The organism is Bacillus sp. FSL K6-2839 (assembly GCF_038003365.1).
Taxonomy (GTDB): domain Bacteria; phylum Bacillota; class Bacilli; order Bacillales; family Bacillaceae; genus Bacillus.
In genome coordinates this window covers 1,435,109-1,452,581 of sequence record NZ_JBBOOZ010000001.1, presented here as the reverse complement: position 1 = coordinate 1,452,581, position 17,473 = coordinate 1,435,109, and the positions used below count along the sequence as shown (strand labels likewise).

Sequence of the window (17,473 nt, the reverse complement as noted above, 5' to 3'; positions counted from 1 at the left end):
CAATTGAAGGGATGAGATCATATGACAGTTTCAGTTGTAAAAGTTCACATTGGCACCCTATCAGATTTTCCGCTGCAGCTAGGGAAAACAGTCGCAGCCGGTACTCTTGAATTAGCTGTTTTTCAAACCTCTAATAAGCAGTTCAAAGCCATTGAAAACCGCTGCCCTCATAAAGGCGGTGTTCTGGCTGAAGGAATGGTAAGTGGAGACCATGTCTTCTGTCCAATGCATGATTGGAAGATTGATCTTTCGTCAGGGAACGTTCAAGCACCAGATCACGGATGCGTTAAAACGTATGAAACGTTGGTCGAGGGGGACGATGTCTTTATTTTATTGCCCTCATAAATAGTTTAGATCCTTCCTTTCATGTATATGCTGTATGTAAATGCAGCAAGAAAGGAAGGAATTTCTGTGCCGTTTTTTAGTATTTTGATTGAACTATTTATCGGGTTTTTCGCCTTATTTTTTATTACAAAATTATTAGGGAAAACACAGTTTGCACAAATCACGCCGTTTGATTTTATTTCTGCACTGATTTTAGGCGAAATGGTCGGAAACGCCATTTTTGACCCAGAAGTCAAGATTCAGCACATTTTGTTTGCTGTTGCAGTGTGGGGCGTTCTCATCTATACAGTTGAATGGTTTTCACAACGCTTTAAAGGTATTCGAGCCTTTTTAGAAGGAAGACCTACGCTTGTCATTGATAAAGGGAACATTCACTACAATCGTTTGAAGAAAAATATGCTTGATCTCAATCAGCTACAGACACTGATTCGCGCGAAAGGTCATTTTGCCTTGCATGAAATAGAATATGCCATTTTGGAAACAGACGGCTCTGTCAGTGTTCTTCCGAAAATGAAATACGCAACTGCCACCGCAGAAGATGTGAACGTGAAGGGAAAAGAAGTCAAATTGCCTAGAACATTTATTATTGATGGCGAAATTTTAAAAGATGACCTACAAGAAGCTGGCTTTGACGAAACATGGCTGAGTGAGCAATTAAAAAAGCAGCACATTTCTTCTCATCGAGACGTTCTATTTTGTGAATGGATTGAAAATGAAGGGATTTATGCGATGAAATATGAAAAGTCTAAAAAACATCCACAACATCAATAAGTGGGTGTTTTTTTGTTCGTGTGTTGAATAGGATCAAAAAGAATGTTTAATTGAAAACGTTCACAAAGAGGAGGAGATGTGCGATGAAGTATGGAAAGGTATGGCTTGTGGTCGTCTTGTCTTTATTACTATTTAACTCAGCTTCACTTCAAGCAGCCGAACATCAGAATCAAACAAACCGCGTCCTTGTGGTCGATCAAAAGGGAAATGGCTCGTTTCGAACCGTTCAGTCTGCCATTGATGCGATTCCAGCGAACAATCAACAGCGCGTAACGATCTATATTAAAAATGGTGTGTATAAAGAAAAGATCCTGCTTCCGCAAAATAAACCGCACGTGTCCTTTATCGGCGAAAACCAATACAAGACGATTCTGACGTATGATGATACAAATGCAAGTACTGGCAGCACAACAAATAGCTCCAGCACTATGATTCGTTCGAACGACTTTTACGCAGAAAATATCACCTTTCAAAATACGGCCGGCAGACATGCTGGTCAGGCGGTTGCGCTGTATGTGTCTGGCGACCGGGCTGCGTTCAAACAAATAAGAGTCTTAGGGTATCAAGATACACTTTATGCAACAGGCTCAGGCCGGCAATATTATGAAAACTGCTATATCGAGGGCACGGTCGATTTTATTTTTGGATCAGCCACAGCTGTGTTTAAAAGAGCTGAAATAAAAAGTCTTGGAAATGGGTATATTACTGCAGCATCCACAACAGAAGCACAAAGGTATGGCTATGTATTCATCGATTCTGCATTGAAAAAGGGGACGGCAGCTGCTCAATCGGTTTATTTAGGACGTCCGTGGAGGCCTCATTCCGCTGTGACATTCCTCTATACAAAAATGGATGAACATATTAAGGCAGAGGGATGGCATAACTGGGATAACCGTGATAACGAAAGAACAGCAAGATATAAAGAATATGGATCGACTGGGACCGGAAGCAATGTAGCAAATCGCGTAAAATGGTCCAACATTTTAACGAAAAACGAAGCAAGTCAAATCACGGTGCAAGCTGTTCTTGGCGGAGCCGATGGCTGGAATCCAGAAAAAAGGTAAAGGGCTTGTCAGTTTTCGTCAAAGAAAGCTGACTTTTCTGTTTAAAAAACCTTTGAGAACAAACGTTCTTTTGTGTATAATGAACATATTCTTCTAAAATTGGCTGCGACAAAAAAGGAGGGATTGCGTGAAGCGTTTTTCACAGCTCTTGTTTTTACAAATATGTATCCTGTCGATTTTATTTCTCCCTTTTTCAGCAAAAGATGATCAACTTACAGCTCGTGACGACTCACTGCCGTGGATGACAGCTTTAGATGAATTCATACGAACAGCACCTGATTTAGAGGGCGCGATCTCCGGCATCAGCGTCCGCAATACTTCTGACTCCTCTCTTCTTTATGAACATCAAGCCGATATTCGTCTTACTCCTGCTTCTAATATGAAACTGCTCACATCTGCCATCGCCCTTGATATACTAGGAGAAACACACACATTCCTGACAGATATCTGGATGGATGGTTCTATTCAAAAGAAAACGTTACATGGCAACCTGTATCTACGCGGTACCGGGGATCCGACTTTATTAGAGGAGGATTTTGCAGCACTTGCCAAACAAGTGAAAAAGGCCGGAATACATACGATTCGCGGACAGCTTGCGGCAGATGACACTTGGTATGATGATACGCGATATTCTATTGATTTGCCTTGGAGTGATGAAGATCAATATTACGGTGCACAAATCTCTGCTCTCACAGCTTCACCGAATCAAGATTATGATGCAGGAACCGTGATTCTCGAAGTAAAACCAGGAAAGAAAGCAGGACAAAAAGCGACCTATGACATGATCCCGAAGACTTCTGTCCCTCAAGTCATGAATCAAGTAAAAACCGTGCCAGAAGGCGGGAAAAAGAAGATTTCTTTTAAGCGCTCTCACGGCACCAACAAGATCACTTTGACTGGCACCATTCCGGTGAAAGCGAGTGTATCTAGACAATGGGTAGCGTTATGGGAGCCAACCACTTATGCGTTAGATTTAATGAAACGAGCGTTAAAGGCGGAAGGGATTCAAGTAAAAGGACCGCTTAAAACAAAACAAGTTCCTAAAAAAGCCAAGAAAATTGCCACCCATTCATCGATGCCTTTATCAGATCTGCTTGTTCCCATGATGAAACTCAGCAACAATACCCATGCAGAAATGTTGCTAAAGGAACTTGGAAAACAAGTGAAAAGCAAAGGGAGCTTTGAGGATGGACTGGATGTCATGTATGAACAGCTTCCCGCGTTTGGCATCAATCCTTCGCATGCAGTGCTGCGAGATGGGTCGGGCATATCACCTATTAACCTTGTTTCTGCCAACCAGTTCACGTTATTTTTGACAAACATTCAAAAGGAAAAATGGTTTAAGACCTATGAACATGCGCTTCCGTTAGCAGGGGCAAGTGAACGAATGGTCGGAGGGACGTTAAGGAACAGATTGAAAGAACCAGCTACACTAGAAAAAGTACGTGCAAAAACAGGTTCATTAACAACGGTTAGCACACTTTCTGGATATATTGACACGAAGAGCGGAAAGACGGTCGCCTTTTCCATTTTATTAAATCATCTTGTTGATGACGAAAAAGGGAAAGAGATAGAAGACCATATTGTCAGCATTTTAGCTGAGAATCTTTAGATAGAGAAGGAGTACCATCATGACGTTAGATAACAATCAATCTTTAGTAAAAACCATGTCCATTTTTCTCGTCCCGCTTTTGCTTAGCAATATTTTGCAATCAATCGGACAGCTTGTATCCATCGTTCTTGTCGGTAGATGGATTGGAGAGGATGCAGTAGCTGCTATTTCTGCATTCTTTCCGCTTTTCTTTTTACTCGTTTCTTTTTCCATTGGAATTGGATCGGGAAGTTCCATCCTTATTGGACAAGCGTATGGAGCGAAAAATGACCAGAGATTAAAAGAAATTATTGGCACAACGCTTTCATTCACCTTTTTAATCGGACTTTCTTTAGCGATCATTGGAGGTTTATTTGCAACAGACATCCTAAATCTCATGGGAACACCTGCAAATATTGTGGAGGAAAGTGCGGCATATGCCAGAATTCTATTCATCTCAATGCCGATCTTATTTCTTTATTTTGTTTACACGACCTTCCTGCGAGGAACTGGGGATTCAAAAACGCCTTTTTATTTCTTAATGATTAGTACGGCAACGAATATTTTAATGCTGCCCATTTTATTATTTGGCTGGCTGGGACTGCCGGCATTTGGTTTATACGGCGCTGCATATGCTTCTGTGATTTCAACCATTGTAACGTTTATTATTCTACATATCTACTTATATAAGACAAAGCACCCGCTTCGCATTGATGCATCAGTGAGAAAGCATTTATTGATGAAAGGGGATCTACTAAAAACATTATTAAAGCTCAGCATTCCATCGAGCATTAATATGATCCTTATTTCTTTATCAGAAATTGCTGTTATTTCTTTTGTCAACGATTATGGATCACAGGCCACAGCTGCTTATGGTGTTGTCAATCAAGTCGTGAGCTATGTGCAGATGCCGGCAGTGAGTCTTGGCATTGCAGTCTCTATCTTTGCAGCACAATTCATCGGTGCAGGGAATATCAACCGCTTGAAAGATGTGATAAAAATCGGGTTAGGGCTCAATTTTGCCATAGGCGGATTCATTATTATCATCGTTTATCTCTTTGCACCACAGATTTTATCTATCTTTTTAACAGATTCTAAGACGATTGACATTGCCTATAGCTTGGTCGTCATTACATTATGGAGCTATCTTATTTTTGGAACGGCCCAAATTGTTGCAGCCACGATGAGAGCAAGTGGAACAGTTTTATGGCCAACAATCTTTAGTATTTGCTCCATTTGGCTTGTAGAAGTACCAGTCGCTTATGTGCTATCGCACTACACATCCCTTGGCATCAAGGGCATATGGATTGGCTATCCTGCGGCTTTCTTTGTGAACTTACTCCTTCAATACGGCTACTATAAGCTCGTATGGAAGAAAAAACAAATTGTAGCGCTTGTTCAGTCATAATGTGAAAGTATGAAACAGCATATACATACGAAGATCTATCACTTTTCAGGAGGTCTGATCTTCTATGTTTTTGAATCAAAGAAGTGAACTGAGCTCGCACAATATCGGTGTTTTTTCTTATGCCGGACCAGATTTCCAAGTGCTGACTTGGGGGGAAGGAGCGACATTAAACATTGGGAAGTTTTGTTCCATTGCAAACGAAGTGAAAATTTTCCTTGGCGGTGAACACCGGACAGATTGGGTCACAACGTATCCGTTTAATCAAATTTTCAAAGAAGCTGCCCACATCAAAGGACATCCCAAATCGAAGGGAGATGTTCATATAGGACACGACGTATGGATTGGATATGGCGCGACGATTATGTCAGGAGTATGTATAGGGAACGGAGCAGTGATCGGAGCAAATAGTGTCATCACAAAAGATGTGCCGCCATATGCAATTGCCGCAGGAAATCCCCAGCAGCTCATGAAATATCGGTTTTCATCCGAAATGATCGAAAAACTGCAGTTATTAGAATGGTGGAATTTAGAGTTTGCAATCATCCAATCTATTTTTCACCTTTTGCAGTCTCATGATATTGAACATTGTATAAATGTAATAGAAGACATAAAAAAGAAAGGCTGAAAAAGCCTTTCTTTTTTAGTTTAGCTAAGCCGTATATTGATCAAGGCAGCACCTGCAGCACCATTCCCTCGAGACCTGTTTTGTTTTGAATGTTCTTGATTGATAAATGGACAGTCTCTTCTTTGAGGACGGTCATGACGATCTTTTGTAATGAGGCTGCTCATGATATTTACCGCAAAAGGGACATTTGTGATCGAATTGATTGTACAAATTGCCCATCTCCTAAAATTGATATTTCATTCTATGTGCAAATTTTCAAATTGGAAGTAAAACCTAGAAACTCATCATTTCGAAAATCATCGAATCAAATCATTTAAATGTTTCATGATTTTATGTTATGGTGTTGAAAGTATGTAACTAGTATGATTTTTGACAGAAATGGGGACATCATTTATGAGTCAATCAGTTTTACAGCGCACAGCTTATTCCGTTTTAAATTTATCCTCTGTGACAGAAGGAGGCACCATTAAGGAGTCTTTTGAACATAGTATGGATTTAGCAAAAAAGTCGGAGAAGTGGGGTTATCATAGATACTGGCTGGCAGAACACCATAATATGGAAGGTGTTGCGAGCTCTGCAACGTCCGTTTTAATTGGATATATTGCTGGGGGAACCGAAAAAATTCGAGTAGGATCTGGCGGGATTATGCTGCCAAATCACTCTTCACTTGTCATTGCTGAACAATTTGGGACACTTGAGACATTATATCCGGGGAGAATTGATTTAGGTCTTGGCAGAGCACCGGGAACGGATCAGTTAACGGCAAGAGCTCTCAGACGTAACCTTCATAACGGAGAAGATTTCCCGGAGCAGCTTGAAGAACTTCGGCAATATTTCAAACCAACAGGTCAGGTTAAAAAACATGTAAGAGCAGTACCAGGCGAAGGACTGGACATTCCCATTTGGCTTCTTGGTTCAAGTGGTTTTAGCGCAAGACTTGCAGGAGAGCTTGGATTGCCATTTGCCTTTGCGGCACATTTCTCACCTAAAAATACAATTCCTGCTTTAGAGTTGTATAGACAGTCATTTAGACCTTCTGATGTGTTAAAAGAGCCTTATGCCATGGTAGGTGTGACAGTTTTTGCTGCAGATCAAACAGAGCGAGCTGAATATTTGGCGACCTCTCATTATCAGCGGTTTTTGAGTCTCATTCGAAATACTCCAGGAAAACTCAAAGCGCCTGTCGACAGTATGGACGGCCTTTGGAGTCCGTATGAAAAAGCGATGGTGGATGAACAATTAAGTTCGACAATGATCGGGGATAAAGAAAAGGTGAAAAAAGAATTGGAAGCCTTTATTGAAGCCACTCAAGCAGACGAAGTGATGATTAATTCGGATATGTTTGACCATCAAGAAAGAATGCGCTCGTATGAAATCATCGGAGAGATCTTCCAAGAGGCACAAGAAAAATAAACATGAAAAAAGAACTGCACAAAGCAGTTCTTTTTTATTTATGCTTTTGTAAAAATACGAAATGGTTGTCCAATTGGCAGCACAGTTCGGCCAAAATGAGTATTGAGCACAACAGCTGCTGAACCATAAAACGAAAGCAGGGAAATGATCAATTCTGCGATACCGGCAATGGTATGAGTCACATCGTACATCACACCAAACGAGCTAAGGGAAAGACCAAGGAATAAGAAATCAATAAAGACAAAAATCAAAAATAGTACTTTATGTGTTTCCATAGCACCAATCGTCATAAACAAGCTGAAAATCAAATAACCGATAAACGCAAAACCTAGTTGTTTTGGATCTGCTGCTCCCGCAAGCGTTTTCCCAAAAACGCCGGCTTGAATGAGCCAAGTCGTTCCAACGCCCATCCAAAAAAGACCGAATGCGCCAAAGGCAGTGGCTCCAAAAATATTATGATGCTTTGAATCTTGTATGGACGCGATTAGCTGCGCGATGCCTCCAAGGAAGATAGCCCAAGGTAAAATAAGGGAAGTGCCATCTGTAATTCCTAGTTTTTGTGAGGACGCAACGAGCGTCACCATTGCTAAACCAAACAAACCAAGTGGTGTTGGGTCTGCAATTGATAATCGAATAGCTTGAACATTCTGTTTTTCCATAATGACCTCCTACAATTTGCACTTACAAAAGATACTCGAATTAGACCGAAACGTCAAGCTCTTTTTTAGTAGACACTTGCAACGTCTTCCAAATAAATCTATATTTAATACATATCAAATGTGATAGAAAAAGAGGGATAAAATGAGTAAAGGCTTAGCTGGAAAAACGATTGCCATTTGTGGAACGAGAAAAACAGAAGAAATGCGTACACTTGTCGAAAAGCAAGGGGGACAAGCCGTTATTCGTTCTCTTCAAGGAACCGTATTTTTAGCCAAAGAGGAGTTAAAGCCAGGCATTGAAACCTTTGTGAAGCAGGGTGCGGATTGGGTGATTTTCACAACAGGCATCGGGACAGACACATTGATTGAGAGTGCAGAAGAGCTTCATCTGGGGGAAGCATTTATCCACATTCTATCAAATGCGCATATTGCTTCAAGAGGGTATAAAACCTTTGCAGCACTCAAAAAACGCGGAATTCAGCCAGACGTATCTGATGAAGATGGAACGGTTCGTGACATGATCTCAAAGCTTGAAGACAAGGAGTTTCATGGCAAACGCGTCATGGTGCAGCTTCACGGGGAAAACGCTCCGGCTCTCATCCAGTTTTTACATGACAAAGGGGCTGATATTTTGCCGCTTTTACCTTATCAGCACACACCTCCTGAACCAGAGGCCGCAGAAACATTGCTTCAAGAAATGAAAGATGAAAAAGTCCATGCCGTCTGTTTTACAACCGCTGTTCAGGTTCACGCCTTTTTCACATTAGCGGCAAAATGGGGCAGAAAACAAGAACTCCAAGAGCTATTCGAGCAGCACGTACTGGCAGTGGCCGTCGGAAAAGTCACAGCTGAAGCTTTAAAAGAAGAGGGAATAGACAGAATTCTAGCTCCGTCACTTGAGAGAATGGGTGCAATGATTATGGAATTATCCCAATATATGAAAAAACAATCATCACATTCATAGAAAAAACGCCTTTCACCCGATCAGTGGAAGGCGTTTTTCATTAGATTGTCCGTTTTCGGTTCGTACGAATTTTTTTGAGGACGAAATAGAGAACGATCAGGACGATCGCAATGGCCATAATAGGGGTTGTATAAGCGTGAGCAACACTTTGAATGTGATCCCACTTTGTCCCAAGCTGCATACCGAGATAGATAAATAAGATCGACCAAGGGATGGCAGCTAATCCTGTCAAGAGGACAAATTTCAAAAAAGGCATTTTGGCAATACCTGCTGGAATGGAGATGGCGTGGCGGACAACAGGAATAAAGCGCGCTGTAAACACCACACCGGTTCCATATCGGTCAAACCAGCGCTCTGCAGTTGCGATATGGTGTTCATGGATGAATAAGTATTTTCCGTACTTTGTTAAAAAAGGTCTTCCGCCATAAAGGCCGATCCAGTATATAAAACACTGTGCGAGCGTACCTCCGATGACGCCAGCGATAACAGCTCCAACAAAACCGATTGTTCCTGTTGACACCATATATCCGCCATAAGCAAGAACAATTTCGCTCGGAATGATTTCAATCATCAGACCTAGTGCTACACCTACATAACCAAGGCTTGTCAGCCAGGTTAAAATTTCATTGAACAAGGTTCCCATTCATTTCACTCTGCCTTTAAATACGAATTTTCTTCAAGCATCCTTATAAAAGCCTATGCTTGTTTTGCTTTTCTCATGAGTATGCTTTCCGCTTAACTCTCACGGCTAAACCGAAAGACGCCTCATGAATGCCTGGCTTTTCCACCAAGTCTGTGACGATAAACTCTCGTCTAGCAAACTTTATCATACCATATTTGCTTGTACCTAGACGATCTACTTGCTGAACACTTGTTATGTGAAGAACTATCATGATGTCAGTGGTCAAATCAGTAAAGAAAATATGAACAGGCTGCATCCGTTTTTTTCAACAGATCATGATATAATTTGTTAGATGAAACGAACGGGTGGTGCACAAACATGTATTTAACAATCGAAGAAACAGCTGAATACTTAGAAGTATCTGAAGCGTATATTGAGAAATTAATCCAGCAAAAAAAGATCCGCTATGTATTTGACGGCGAATCCTATCTGATTTATCAAGGACAGTTTCAAACGCATATGAAGCAGCTTGAACAATACAAAGAGCTCGTCCAAGAGATTTTAAATGAACCGATTCCTGAAGATCCAGATGTAAAGGACGAAGATTAGAGCATTGTCATCTTTTCAAATGAAACAATTTTTACTACGTGATGACTTTTATGGAGAGGACGGACAGGCTTTCCAATCAGAGGATGATGTCATCGTCACCAAAGAAGATAAAGCACCCACATTACAAGACGTTCGGCAAGATTTGGCGTCTTTATTAGACTTTTCAATCACTAGGTGGTTTCTTGAGGGTGATGTCATCGATGCGCTGAAACAGCACGATGAGAAAAAGATCTTAGACTCTGTTCAAAGTCGGTTTGATGAAACTCAGCATGTCGAAGTGAAATCACGAATGATAGAAATCGCGGCTGATGTTTTAGGTACATCTGCCGCTGGGTGGGTAAGGGAACTTTTGGATCAGGCTGACGAAGAATTTCTTTATCCACTTTCATGGGCAGCAGCCAGCAGCTTACCAGAAGATGAGGGTTTACAACATGTGATGGAGAAATTGAAATCGATCGGAGAAAAAGAATTGCCGACAGCTGCATTTATCAGCCTGTACCGTTTCCGTTCTAACAAAATATTGGATTGGATGGAGTCAGCCTGCACTCATTTTCACGATCATTGGGGAAGGCTGGCAGCCGTAAGCTGTCCAACCTGGGATAGAATGAAAACAAGGCTAGACAAAGGAAGACCTTTCAGCTTAATTGCCCTTGAAACAATGGCAAACTGCGCTAAAGGGAATAGACCGGTCCTTGTGGAACAATGTTCTCCTAAAATCCTTAGAACAGATAAAAATGAAGTAGAGAACACTTTAAATGACTATCTTCAAAAAGATTGCGTTCCACGAGTTAAAATGAACGTGTCTAAAATAATAAATAACAAAGAAGATATTTTCGAATAATTTTCCACTCATTTATTGACTGACACCGGTTTGAACAATTTTCATATGGCATTTAATTTGTACATCCGCATCAGGATAGATTTCCTGCCATTTTTCTGGTGTCATTGCTTTGTCTTTTGATCTATACCTCAAACCCAGCCCAAGCGGATCTATGTTTTGTTTTTTAAAAGACTGAACAAGGTCTTGTCCTTGCTGAGAGACACGTTTTTCAACTTTTTTTTCGACATGGTCCAATATATTCGGTTTATCAATTTTTTTGGACTTCATGAATTCTTTTAATTCACCTTTCAGCTTGATATCAATCGTGATATGAGGCTTTTTTGTTAGGTTTTTCGTTGGTTTGATCTGGTAAGACACATGTGATTTGATATTTTCAATGACGACATGGGTCTTTGCTTGATCATCCAATTGAAACTCGTAGATGCCGTTTTTATGATTTTCAATCATGGCTTTAAATGCGAACGTTTCTTCTCCTGGGATATGACCCACCATTTTTTCTTGATCAAACAGAGCGACGCCCGAGACCTTGATGGCATTGCTTGTTTTTTTGATGTAAGGGAGGTAAGCATCTACCCCTTTTGCCAGCATCTGATTCATAAAAATATGCTGATTGGTCACAGGTTCATTGCCATTTCGCATATTTTGGGCTAACAGATCAGAGAGATACACGCCAATATTCAAGTTCGTTTGATTCATTTTTGTGTATAATAACTCTTCAACCTCTCCGCCTACAATCGCAAACACTTGGCGTGAACCAATGATAGGATCACGATAAATGTAATTCATTAAATCGATCATGCCGACTTCTTTTGCTAACTTTTCACTGACTAAAATAACGAGTACCTGGCCCATGACCACTGGAAAAGGTGATTTTTCTGACACGAGAAACTGAATATTACTAATAGTGTTTGACCTTGCGCTTAATATTTGATAACTTCCTTGCTCTTCACTTTTAAAGACAGGAAAGACAAAGAAACCCTTCATTTCTCCATCTTCCACTAAATCAAATCCTGCCGCCTGAGAGATATTTAATTCATCTAAAAGGCGAGGCTGTGCACAGCTAGTTAACAAAAGGCTAAACAACATGAGACCCATGAGTATATAACGTTTCATGCTCGTTTTTTCACCCACCTTTTTTTCAGCATCAGTCCAATGACCATACAGACAATCAATCCATACATAAGAAAGTATCCGCTATACTCCACCCATTGATTAAAGGCTTCAAAAGAGGTTGCCCCGGCAAAAAACGAAAACATGACCAAAATGAGGATGCTGAGACAGATTAAAGTGACGCGCTGACTCGTATGAAATACTTGTTTCGCCATTCGGCTCGCAGCCCATAATGGAATCGCGATATTTGGAATAATCAAAAACAGCCAAAGGGACACTTCAATAAAGTCAAAGCGCTGGATAAACGGAAGCTTCACAATGCTTGTTAACGTTAACGTCGGCCATTTTGTTAATTTGAGCTGAGCACTTGAGTAATACGCAATGGAGACAAGAAAGACGAGTAAATTTAAGCATGTCGTAAATAATGCCCCCATATGAGCAAATTTTTGAGACGTCTGTGCTTGTTTAATAAAGGGATAATAGACAAGCATCGTGCCAAAACCAAACATGGATAAAGAGGCATCTTTCACTCCCATCAACAGCTGCGAAAATGTATGATCAAACATCGGGAACATGAAGCGAATATGACTATATTTCATGGCATAAAAGCAAATAAACGTCATCCAATACGTCAGTACAATGCTAAAAAATGACCATCCAGCAATGGTTCTAAAGCCGCCGGTATGAATGTAATACACAAGCAGCAGCAGTACAGACGCAAACAATAGACCAGGAATCTCTTTAAACAGCCATACATGGATCACATCCATATAATGGATGAGAACCGTCAATGACAAAGAAGCAAAATATAAGATATAGAGAATGTTGAATAATTGCCCTATCCACTTGCCAAATACATATTGCGTGATATCACCAAATTCATCCGAAGGTGCCTTTTTAAACATCAAGTACATCAGAAAGATCATTACATTGACGCTGATGCCAGAAATAAGAATGGCGATCCATCCATCATTATTCATAGAACGAACAAGGTTTGTTTGAAAGTTTAAAATACCGACACCAACTTGATTGGCATTAATGAGAAAAAACACAAAAAAAGGGGAAACTTGAAATTTCTCTTTCACAGAAGAAGAACTCATGCTTTCACTTCCTTATTCATAAAAATCATTTTTCCCCTTACGGCCTTGCTTCGGCTTTTGCCGGTGAATGGTTTCATTTTGCGGACGTAAATTTTCCGGTCTTTTATTCAAAAAACGGAGCTGAGGACGAATCAAACTGCCCTTTAAATCAGTCAGACGCAGCGGAAAAATAGGCTCTAGATAAGGACGCCCAATAGACGTTAATTTCATTAAATGGGTGAGAAGGAAAGATCCCATCACAGCAATACCTAATGCGCCCCAAATCTGTGCTGCAAGTAGAAATGGAAATCTCAGCAGGCGAATGGCATTGCCCATTTTGTAAATAGGGGTGACAAATGAGGCAAGAGCAGAAAGGGCAACAATAATGAGCAAAATATTACTTGTTAAGCCTGCTGCCACAGCAGCCTGTCCAATGACAATCCCTCCAACAATCCCGAGTGTCTGTCCGACTTTAGCTGGAAGCCTCGATCCTGCTTCTCTTAGTAATTCAATCGAAATCTCTAAAAATAGGGCCTCAATGATCGGAGGAAATGGAACAAGATAGCGCGAGGACACAATGGTTTCTAATAAATCCTTCGGGATCAGCTCATAATGAAAGGTTAAAACGGCTACATATAAAGGTGTCGCAAAAATGGAGAATATCACAGCAAATATGCGTAACAGTCTAAAGCAAGAAGCCGCAATCCACGACATATTGTAGTCTTCCATAGTGGAAAAATACTCAAGTAAAATAGTCGGAGCAAGCAAGACATGAGGCGATCCATCCACTAATATGGCAATTTTCCCTTCCGATAAACCTGAAGACACACGGTCAGGTCTTTCTGTATTCAAAAACAACGGAAAGATCGTATTGGATACATCATTAAGCATTTGAGAGAGGTAATTCGCATCTAAAATCTGATCATAATCAATGTCCTCAATTCGCTGCAGAACAGTTTCGATGTTTTGCGGGTTGGCGATTTCTTCGATATATAACACCGCTACTTTTGTTTGAGATAGCGTGCCAACCGTCTTTTCCGCCACTTTCAGGTTCGGTGTTGGCAGCCGCCGTCTGACCAAATTTAAATTGGTATCCAAAACCTCGACAAATGCTTCCTGTGCACTGATAATGCCAAATTCAATATCAGGCGGTCCTACTTGTCTGCCTTTCTTTTCTTCAATCGGTATCAGAAGCGCTTTGCCCCAGTCCGTTTCGAGCCGAATGGCCAAGTTACCTAAGTGAAGGGCTTTTTCCACTTTTTGAAGATCGGTTGTGATGACAGATTGTTCAATGGGGATTCGTTCTTTCAGCTCCTCAAGAGTGGGGGTGAGGTGCAACTCTTTCATGCAGGGCAAAATTTGTTCATGGAGTAGATGACCATTAATTAAAGAACGAAAAAAAGAGATTCGATAAAGAAAACCTTCACTTCGTGACAATTCGTTTGTAAAATCAGAGGAACGTGACAATGCCTCAAATACTGAATTTGGGTCCTTTTGATGTTGTTTGTTTTTCTTCAGCACTTGAATCATCTCCTTCCGCGATTTGCCTCTATTATCCAACTAATTGTCTGAAGATATGCATGAAAAAAAGCGTTCAGCTTGATGAGCTGGACGCTTTTTTTCCATATTGAACGGCTTCTAATAAAAAATCTGCGAGATGGACGGCACGCATGCTGGCCGATTGTCCTGAACGTTTGATACCCGCTGCCATTTGCAGCTGACAGCCTGGATTGGACGTGACAATAGCAGATGCAGCTGTTTGACTAGCTTCTGTCATTTTATGATCTAAAATTTGCATCGACATCTTTGGCTGCAAAATATTATAAATTCCGGCGGATCCGCAGCAGCGGTCGGCATCCTTCATTTCTTTAAATGATACCCCGTGAATCGACTTCATCAGCACCCTTGGCGCTTGCTCTACACCCATTCCATTTCGTAAGTGACAAGAGTCTTGATAGGTGATGATCTGCTCTGGCAAGGCAAGCGATGTAAGCTGGTGAAACTTAAGCTCCACGAGAATGTCTGATATATCCGTGATTTTCTTTGAGAAGGCTTCACCTCGTTTTTGAAAAGCCGGATCGTCCTGAAGCAAATGATCGTAATCACTTAAAAAGGCACCACATCCGCCCGCATTCATAACAATGGCATCTGCCTCTATCTCCTCAAATGCTTCAATATTCCGCCTTGCTAACTGTTTCGCTTGCTCCTTTTCTCCGCTATGGCCATGAAGTGCACCGCAGCACGTCTGAACAGGAGGGACGACAACGTCACAGCCGGCCAGCTGCAAAAGCTGGATGGTCGCTTCGTTTGTGCTGGAAAAAACGGTGTCCATTAAACAGCCAGTAAAAAAGGCCACACGCTTTCTTGCCGTGCCAATGGCTTTGTATTCTAACGCACGGCTTTTTTGTTGACGCGGCACCTTTGGAAGGGCCTGCTCCATCAGCTGTAAATGCGGCGGAAGCACCTTCAGCATGCCAGACTTGCGGGCGGCCGTTTGCAGACCAGAGGTTTGATAAAATCGCAGAAGTCCAGCCGCTTGACGCATTCGGCTTTGTGAAGGAAAGAGTCCTTTAAACACAACACGTCTCACAAATTTGACAGGAAGAGATTGTTTTTTGTGCTGCTGAAGGATGTCTCTCGCATCCTCAAGTAAACGTCCATATTTGACGCCGGAAGGGCAGACCGGTTCACATGCACGGCAGCCAAGACAAAGGTTCAGTGAATGTTCGACATCTTCATCCGGCTCAATCACGCCGTCTCTCACCGCCTTCATTAAAGCAATCCGGCCGCGGGGAGAGTGAGTTTCTTGTTGACCGGATTCAATATAAGTAGGGCAGGAAGGGAGGCAGAAGCCGCAGCGCATGCAGTTGAGCAGCTCCTTTTCATCCATTTGCTGCTGAAAGTTTTGCTGAATCTCTGATTGTTTAGAGGAATTCATGAGACCACCACCCGCTTTCTTGCTGCTTTTCCAAAGACCTTATCAGGATTCATAATATTTGCTGGATCTAGCGCTTGTTTGATCGCTTTCATTGCAGCGATTCCTTCTTTTTTGACCTTTAGCTCTAAATAGGGGGCTTTCATCAGACCCACGCCATGTTCACCCGTAATGGTGCCGCCAAGGGAGACTGCTTTCTCAAAAATGGCCTGAAAGGCTTCTTCGACCCGCTTCATTTCTTCTTCATCTCTTGCATCAGTTGCACAAGTAGGGTGTAAATTCCCGTCACCTGCATGACCAAATGTACAGATTTTCACTTCGTACTCTCTCGCAATGTCTTCGATCGCCCGCACCATGTTAGCAATTTCAGACCGGGGGACTGTAGCATCTTCTAAAATCGTTGTGGGGCTTAAACGGGCGAGGGCAGATAAAGCGGCTCGTCTCGCTGTTAAAAGGGCACTTGCCTCTTCTTCAGAATGTGCGATATTTACTCCTTTTGCACCGTGCTGCTGACAGACCTTTGCGATGTTCTCTATATCACGGGAAACAGCCTCAGGGTTGCCGTCCTGTTCGATTAATAGCACCGCTTGAACGTCAGTCGGCAGGCCGATTTTGGCAAAGTCTTCGACGACTTTCAGTGTCGGCTGATCCATAAATTCTAATGTGGCGGGGATAATACGCTCTGCAATAATCGCCGAAACTGATGCGGCTGCTTCCTCTAGGCTTTCATATAAGCAAAGCATCGTTTGTTTGGTTTCTGGAAGCGGCAAAAGCTTCAGCGTGGCTTCTGTGACAATTCCGAGCGTTCCTTCTGATCCAACAAATAAACGGGTCATATCATACCCGGCCACGTCCTTAGCGAGCTTGCCGCCCGTTTTGATGATGTCACCGTTTGGCAGCACCACTTCAAGTCCAAGTACATAATCTCTCGTCACGCCATATTTTAACCCCCGGAGACCACCTGAATTTTCATTAATATTGCCGCCTAACGTGGAGATTTTCATCGAGCTTGGATCTGGTGGGTAGAAGAGACCTCTTGCCTCTACTTGGCGAATAAGTTCCTGTGTGATCAAACCAGGCTGGACCGTTGCGGTGAGGTTTTCTTCGTCTATTTCGATTAATTGGTTCATTCTTGTAAACAACATCACAAGTCCGCCTCGTGTAGGACAGGTTCCTGCACAAAGGTTCGTTCCTGATCCTCTTGGCACGATCGGCACCTTATATGAAGCGCAGAGCCGGACAATTTGCTGGATGTCCTCAGCCGCGCGCGGGCTTACGATGACATCTGGCATATGCTGAAAATTAGGTGTTGCATCATAAGAGTAGGCAAGCCGATCGGCTTTACTGTCTTGTACATAGGGCGCACCGACAATCTTTTTTAATTGACTTAAAAATTCAGAATTTAACATGCGCATTCACTCCTACTGATTAGACATA

General features: G+C 41.9%; 17 protein-coding genes. 10 read left to right on the top strand and 7 right to left on the bottom strand.

Annotated elements, in window-relative coordinates:
* Positions 1 to 21 precede the first annotated feature (21 nt).
* The 7 genes from nirD to MHH26_RS07030 all read left to right on the top strand — a co-directional run bounded on the left by nirD (position 22) and on the right by MHH26_RS07030 (position 7,217).
* Positions 22 to 345: a nitrite reductase small subunit NirD gene (nirD, locus tag MHH26_RS07060; RefSeq protein WP_034660879.1), complete on the top strand. Its 324-nt coding sequence runs from the start codon at positions 22 to 24 to the stop codon at positions 343 to 345.
* Positions 346 to 372: 27 nt separating this feature from the next.
* The gene (locus MHH26_RS07055; protein WP_307500669.1) at positions 373 to 1,116 is read left to right on the top strand and encodes a DUF421 domain-containing protein; all 744 of its coding nucleotides are present in this window, start codon (positions 373 to 375) and stop codon (positions 1,114 to 1,116) included.
* An 83-nt stretch (positions 1,117 to 1,199) separates the two neighbouring features.
* The gene (locus MHH26_RS07050) at positions 1,200 to 2,180 is read left to right on the top strand and encodes a pectinesterase family protein (RefSeq protein ID WP_334749364.1); all 981 of its coding nucleotides are present in this window, start codon (positions 1,200 to 1,202) and stop codon (positions 2,178 to 2,180) included.
* Between the two features lie 127 nt (positions 2,181 to 2,307).
* Positions 2,308 to 3,792, top strand: coding sequence for a D-alanyl-D-alanine carboxypeptidase/D-alanyl-D-alanine endopeptidase (gene dacB / locus MHH26_RS07045; protein WP_340972848.1), 1,485 nt, complete (start codon positions 2,308 to 2,310; stop codon positions 3,790 to 3,792).
* 19 nt (positions 3,793 to 3,811) lie between these two features.
* Entirely contained in the window at positions 3,812 to 5,179 is a 1,368-nt protein-coding gene (locus MHH26_RS07040; protein WP_340972846.1) for an MATE family efflux transporter, read from the top strand.
* Between the two features lie 64 nt (positions 5,180 to 5,243).
* Complete coding sequence (locus tag MHH26_RS07035) at positions 5,244 to 5,804, top strand: CatB-related O-acetyltransferase (protein WP_307499740.1); 561 nt, start codon at positions 5,244 to 5,246, stop codon at positions 5,802 to 5,804.
* 393 nt (positions 5,805 to 6,197) lie between these two features.
* A complete protein-coding gene (locus MHH26_RS07030) occupies positions 6,198 to 7,217 on the top strand; it encodes an LLM class flavin-dependent oxidoreductase (protein WP_334749360.1) in 1,020 nt (339 codons plus the stop codon).
* Between the two features lie 38 nt (positions 7,218 to 7,255).
* On the opposite strand, the gene MHH26_RS07025 is transcribed toward MHH26_RS07030, so the two are convergent.
* The gene (locus MHH26_RS07025) at positions 7,256 to 7,876 is read right to left on the bottom strand and encodes an acetate uptake transporter (RefSeq protein ID WP_060596503.1); all 621 of its coding nucleotides are present in this window, start codon (positions 7,874 to 7,876) and stop codon (positions 7,256 to 7,258) included.
* Between the two features lie 142 nt (positions 7,877 to 8,018).
* On the opposite strand from MHH26_RS07025, the gene MHH26_RS07020 reads away from it, so the two are divergent.
* Positions 8,019 to 8,840: a uroporphyrinogen-III synthase gene (locus MHH26_RS07020; protein ID WP_307499737.1), complete on the top strand. Its 822-nt coding sequence runs from the start codon at positions 8,019 to 8,021 to the stop codon at positions 8,838 to 8,840.
* A 40-nt stretch (positions 8,841 to 8,880) separates the two neighbouring features.
* On the opposite strand, the gene MHH26_RS07015 is transcribed toward MHH26_RS07020, so the two are convergent.
* Positions 8,881 to 9,483: a DedA family protein gene (locus MHH26_RS07015; protein WP_095285257.1), complete on the bottom strand. Its 603-nt coding sequence runs from the start codon at positions 9,481 to 9,483 to the stop codon at positions 8,881 to 8,883.
* A gap of 357 nt (positions 9,484 to 9,840) precedes the next feature.
* On the opposite strand from MHH26_RS07015, the gene MHH26_RS07010 reads away from it, so the two are divergent.
* Positions 9,841 to 10,071 carry an excisionase family DNA-binding protein gene (locus MHH26_RS07010; protein ID WP_106049519.1) on the top strand — a complete coding sequence of 77 codons (231 nt, stop codon included), beginning with the start codon at positions 9,841 to 9,843 and terminating at the stop codon, positions 10,069 to 10,071.
* A 4-nt stretch (positions 10,072 to 10,075) separates the two neighbouring features.
* The gene (locus tag MHH26_RS07005; RefSeq protein WP_340972842.1) at positions 10,076 to 10,912 is read left to right on the top strand and encodes a hypothetical protein; all 837 of its coding nucleotides are present in this window, start codon (positions 10,076 to 10,078) and stop codon (positions 10,910 to 10,912) included.
* A 12-nt stretch (positions 10,913 to 10,924) separates the two neighbouring features.
* Here the strand turns inward: MHH26_RS07005 and MHH26_RS07000 are convergent, their stop codons facing one another.
* From MHH26_RS07000 to glcD, 5 genes are all read right to left on the bottom strand, one after another.
* A complete protein-coding gene (locus MHH26_RS07000; protein ID WP_340972840.1) occupies positions 10,925 to 12,025 on the bottom strand; it encodes a Ger(x)C family spore germination protein in 1,101 nt (366 codons plus the stop codon).
* Entirely contained in the window at positions 12,022 to 13,122 is a 1,101-nt protein-coding gene (locus tag MHH26_RS06995) for a GerAB/ArcD/ProY family transporter (protein WP_340972839.1), read from the bottom strand. The genes MHH26_RS07000 and MHH26_RS06995 overlap by 4 nt, the downstream gene beginning before the upstream one ends.
* Positions 13,123 to 13,134: 12 nt before the next feature.
* Positions 13,135 to 14,622, bottom strand: coding sequence for a spore germination protein (locus MHH26_RS06990; protein WP_307499733.1), 1,488 nt, complete (start codon positions 14,620 to 14,622; stop codon positions 13,135 to 13,137).
* 73 nt (positions 14,623 to 14,695) lie between these two features.
* Positions 14,696 to 16,039: a (Fe-S)-binding protein gene (locus tag MHH26_RS06985; RefSeq protein WP_340972838.1), complete on the bottom strand. Its 1,344-nt coding sequence runs from the start codon at positions 16,037 to 16,039 to the stop codon at positions 14,696 to 14,698.
* The gene (gene glcD, locus MHH26_RS06980; protein WP_340972837.1) at positions 16,036 to 17,445 is read right to left on the bottom strand and encodes a glycolate oxidase subunit GlcD; all 1,410 of its coding nucleotides are present in this window, start codon (positions 17,443 to 17,445) and stop codon (positions 16,036 to 16,038) included. Before glcD ends, MHH26_RS06985 begins: the two co-directional genes overlap by 4 nt.
* Positions 17,446 to 17,473: the final 28 nt, after the last annotated feature.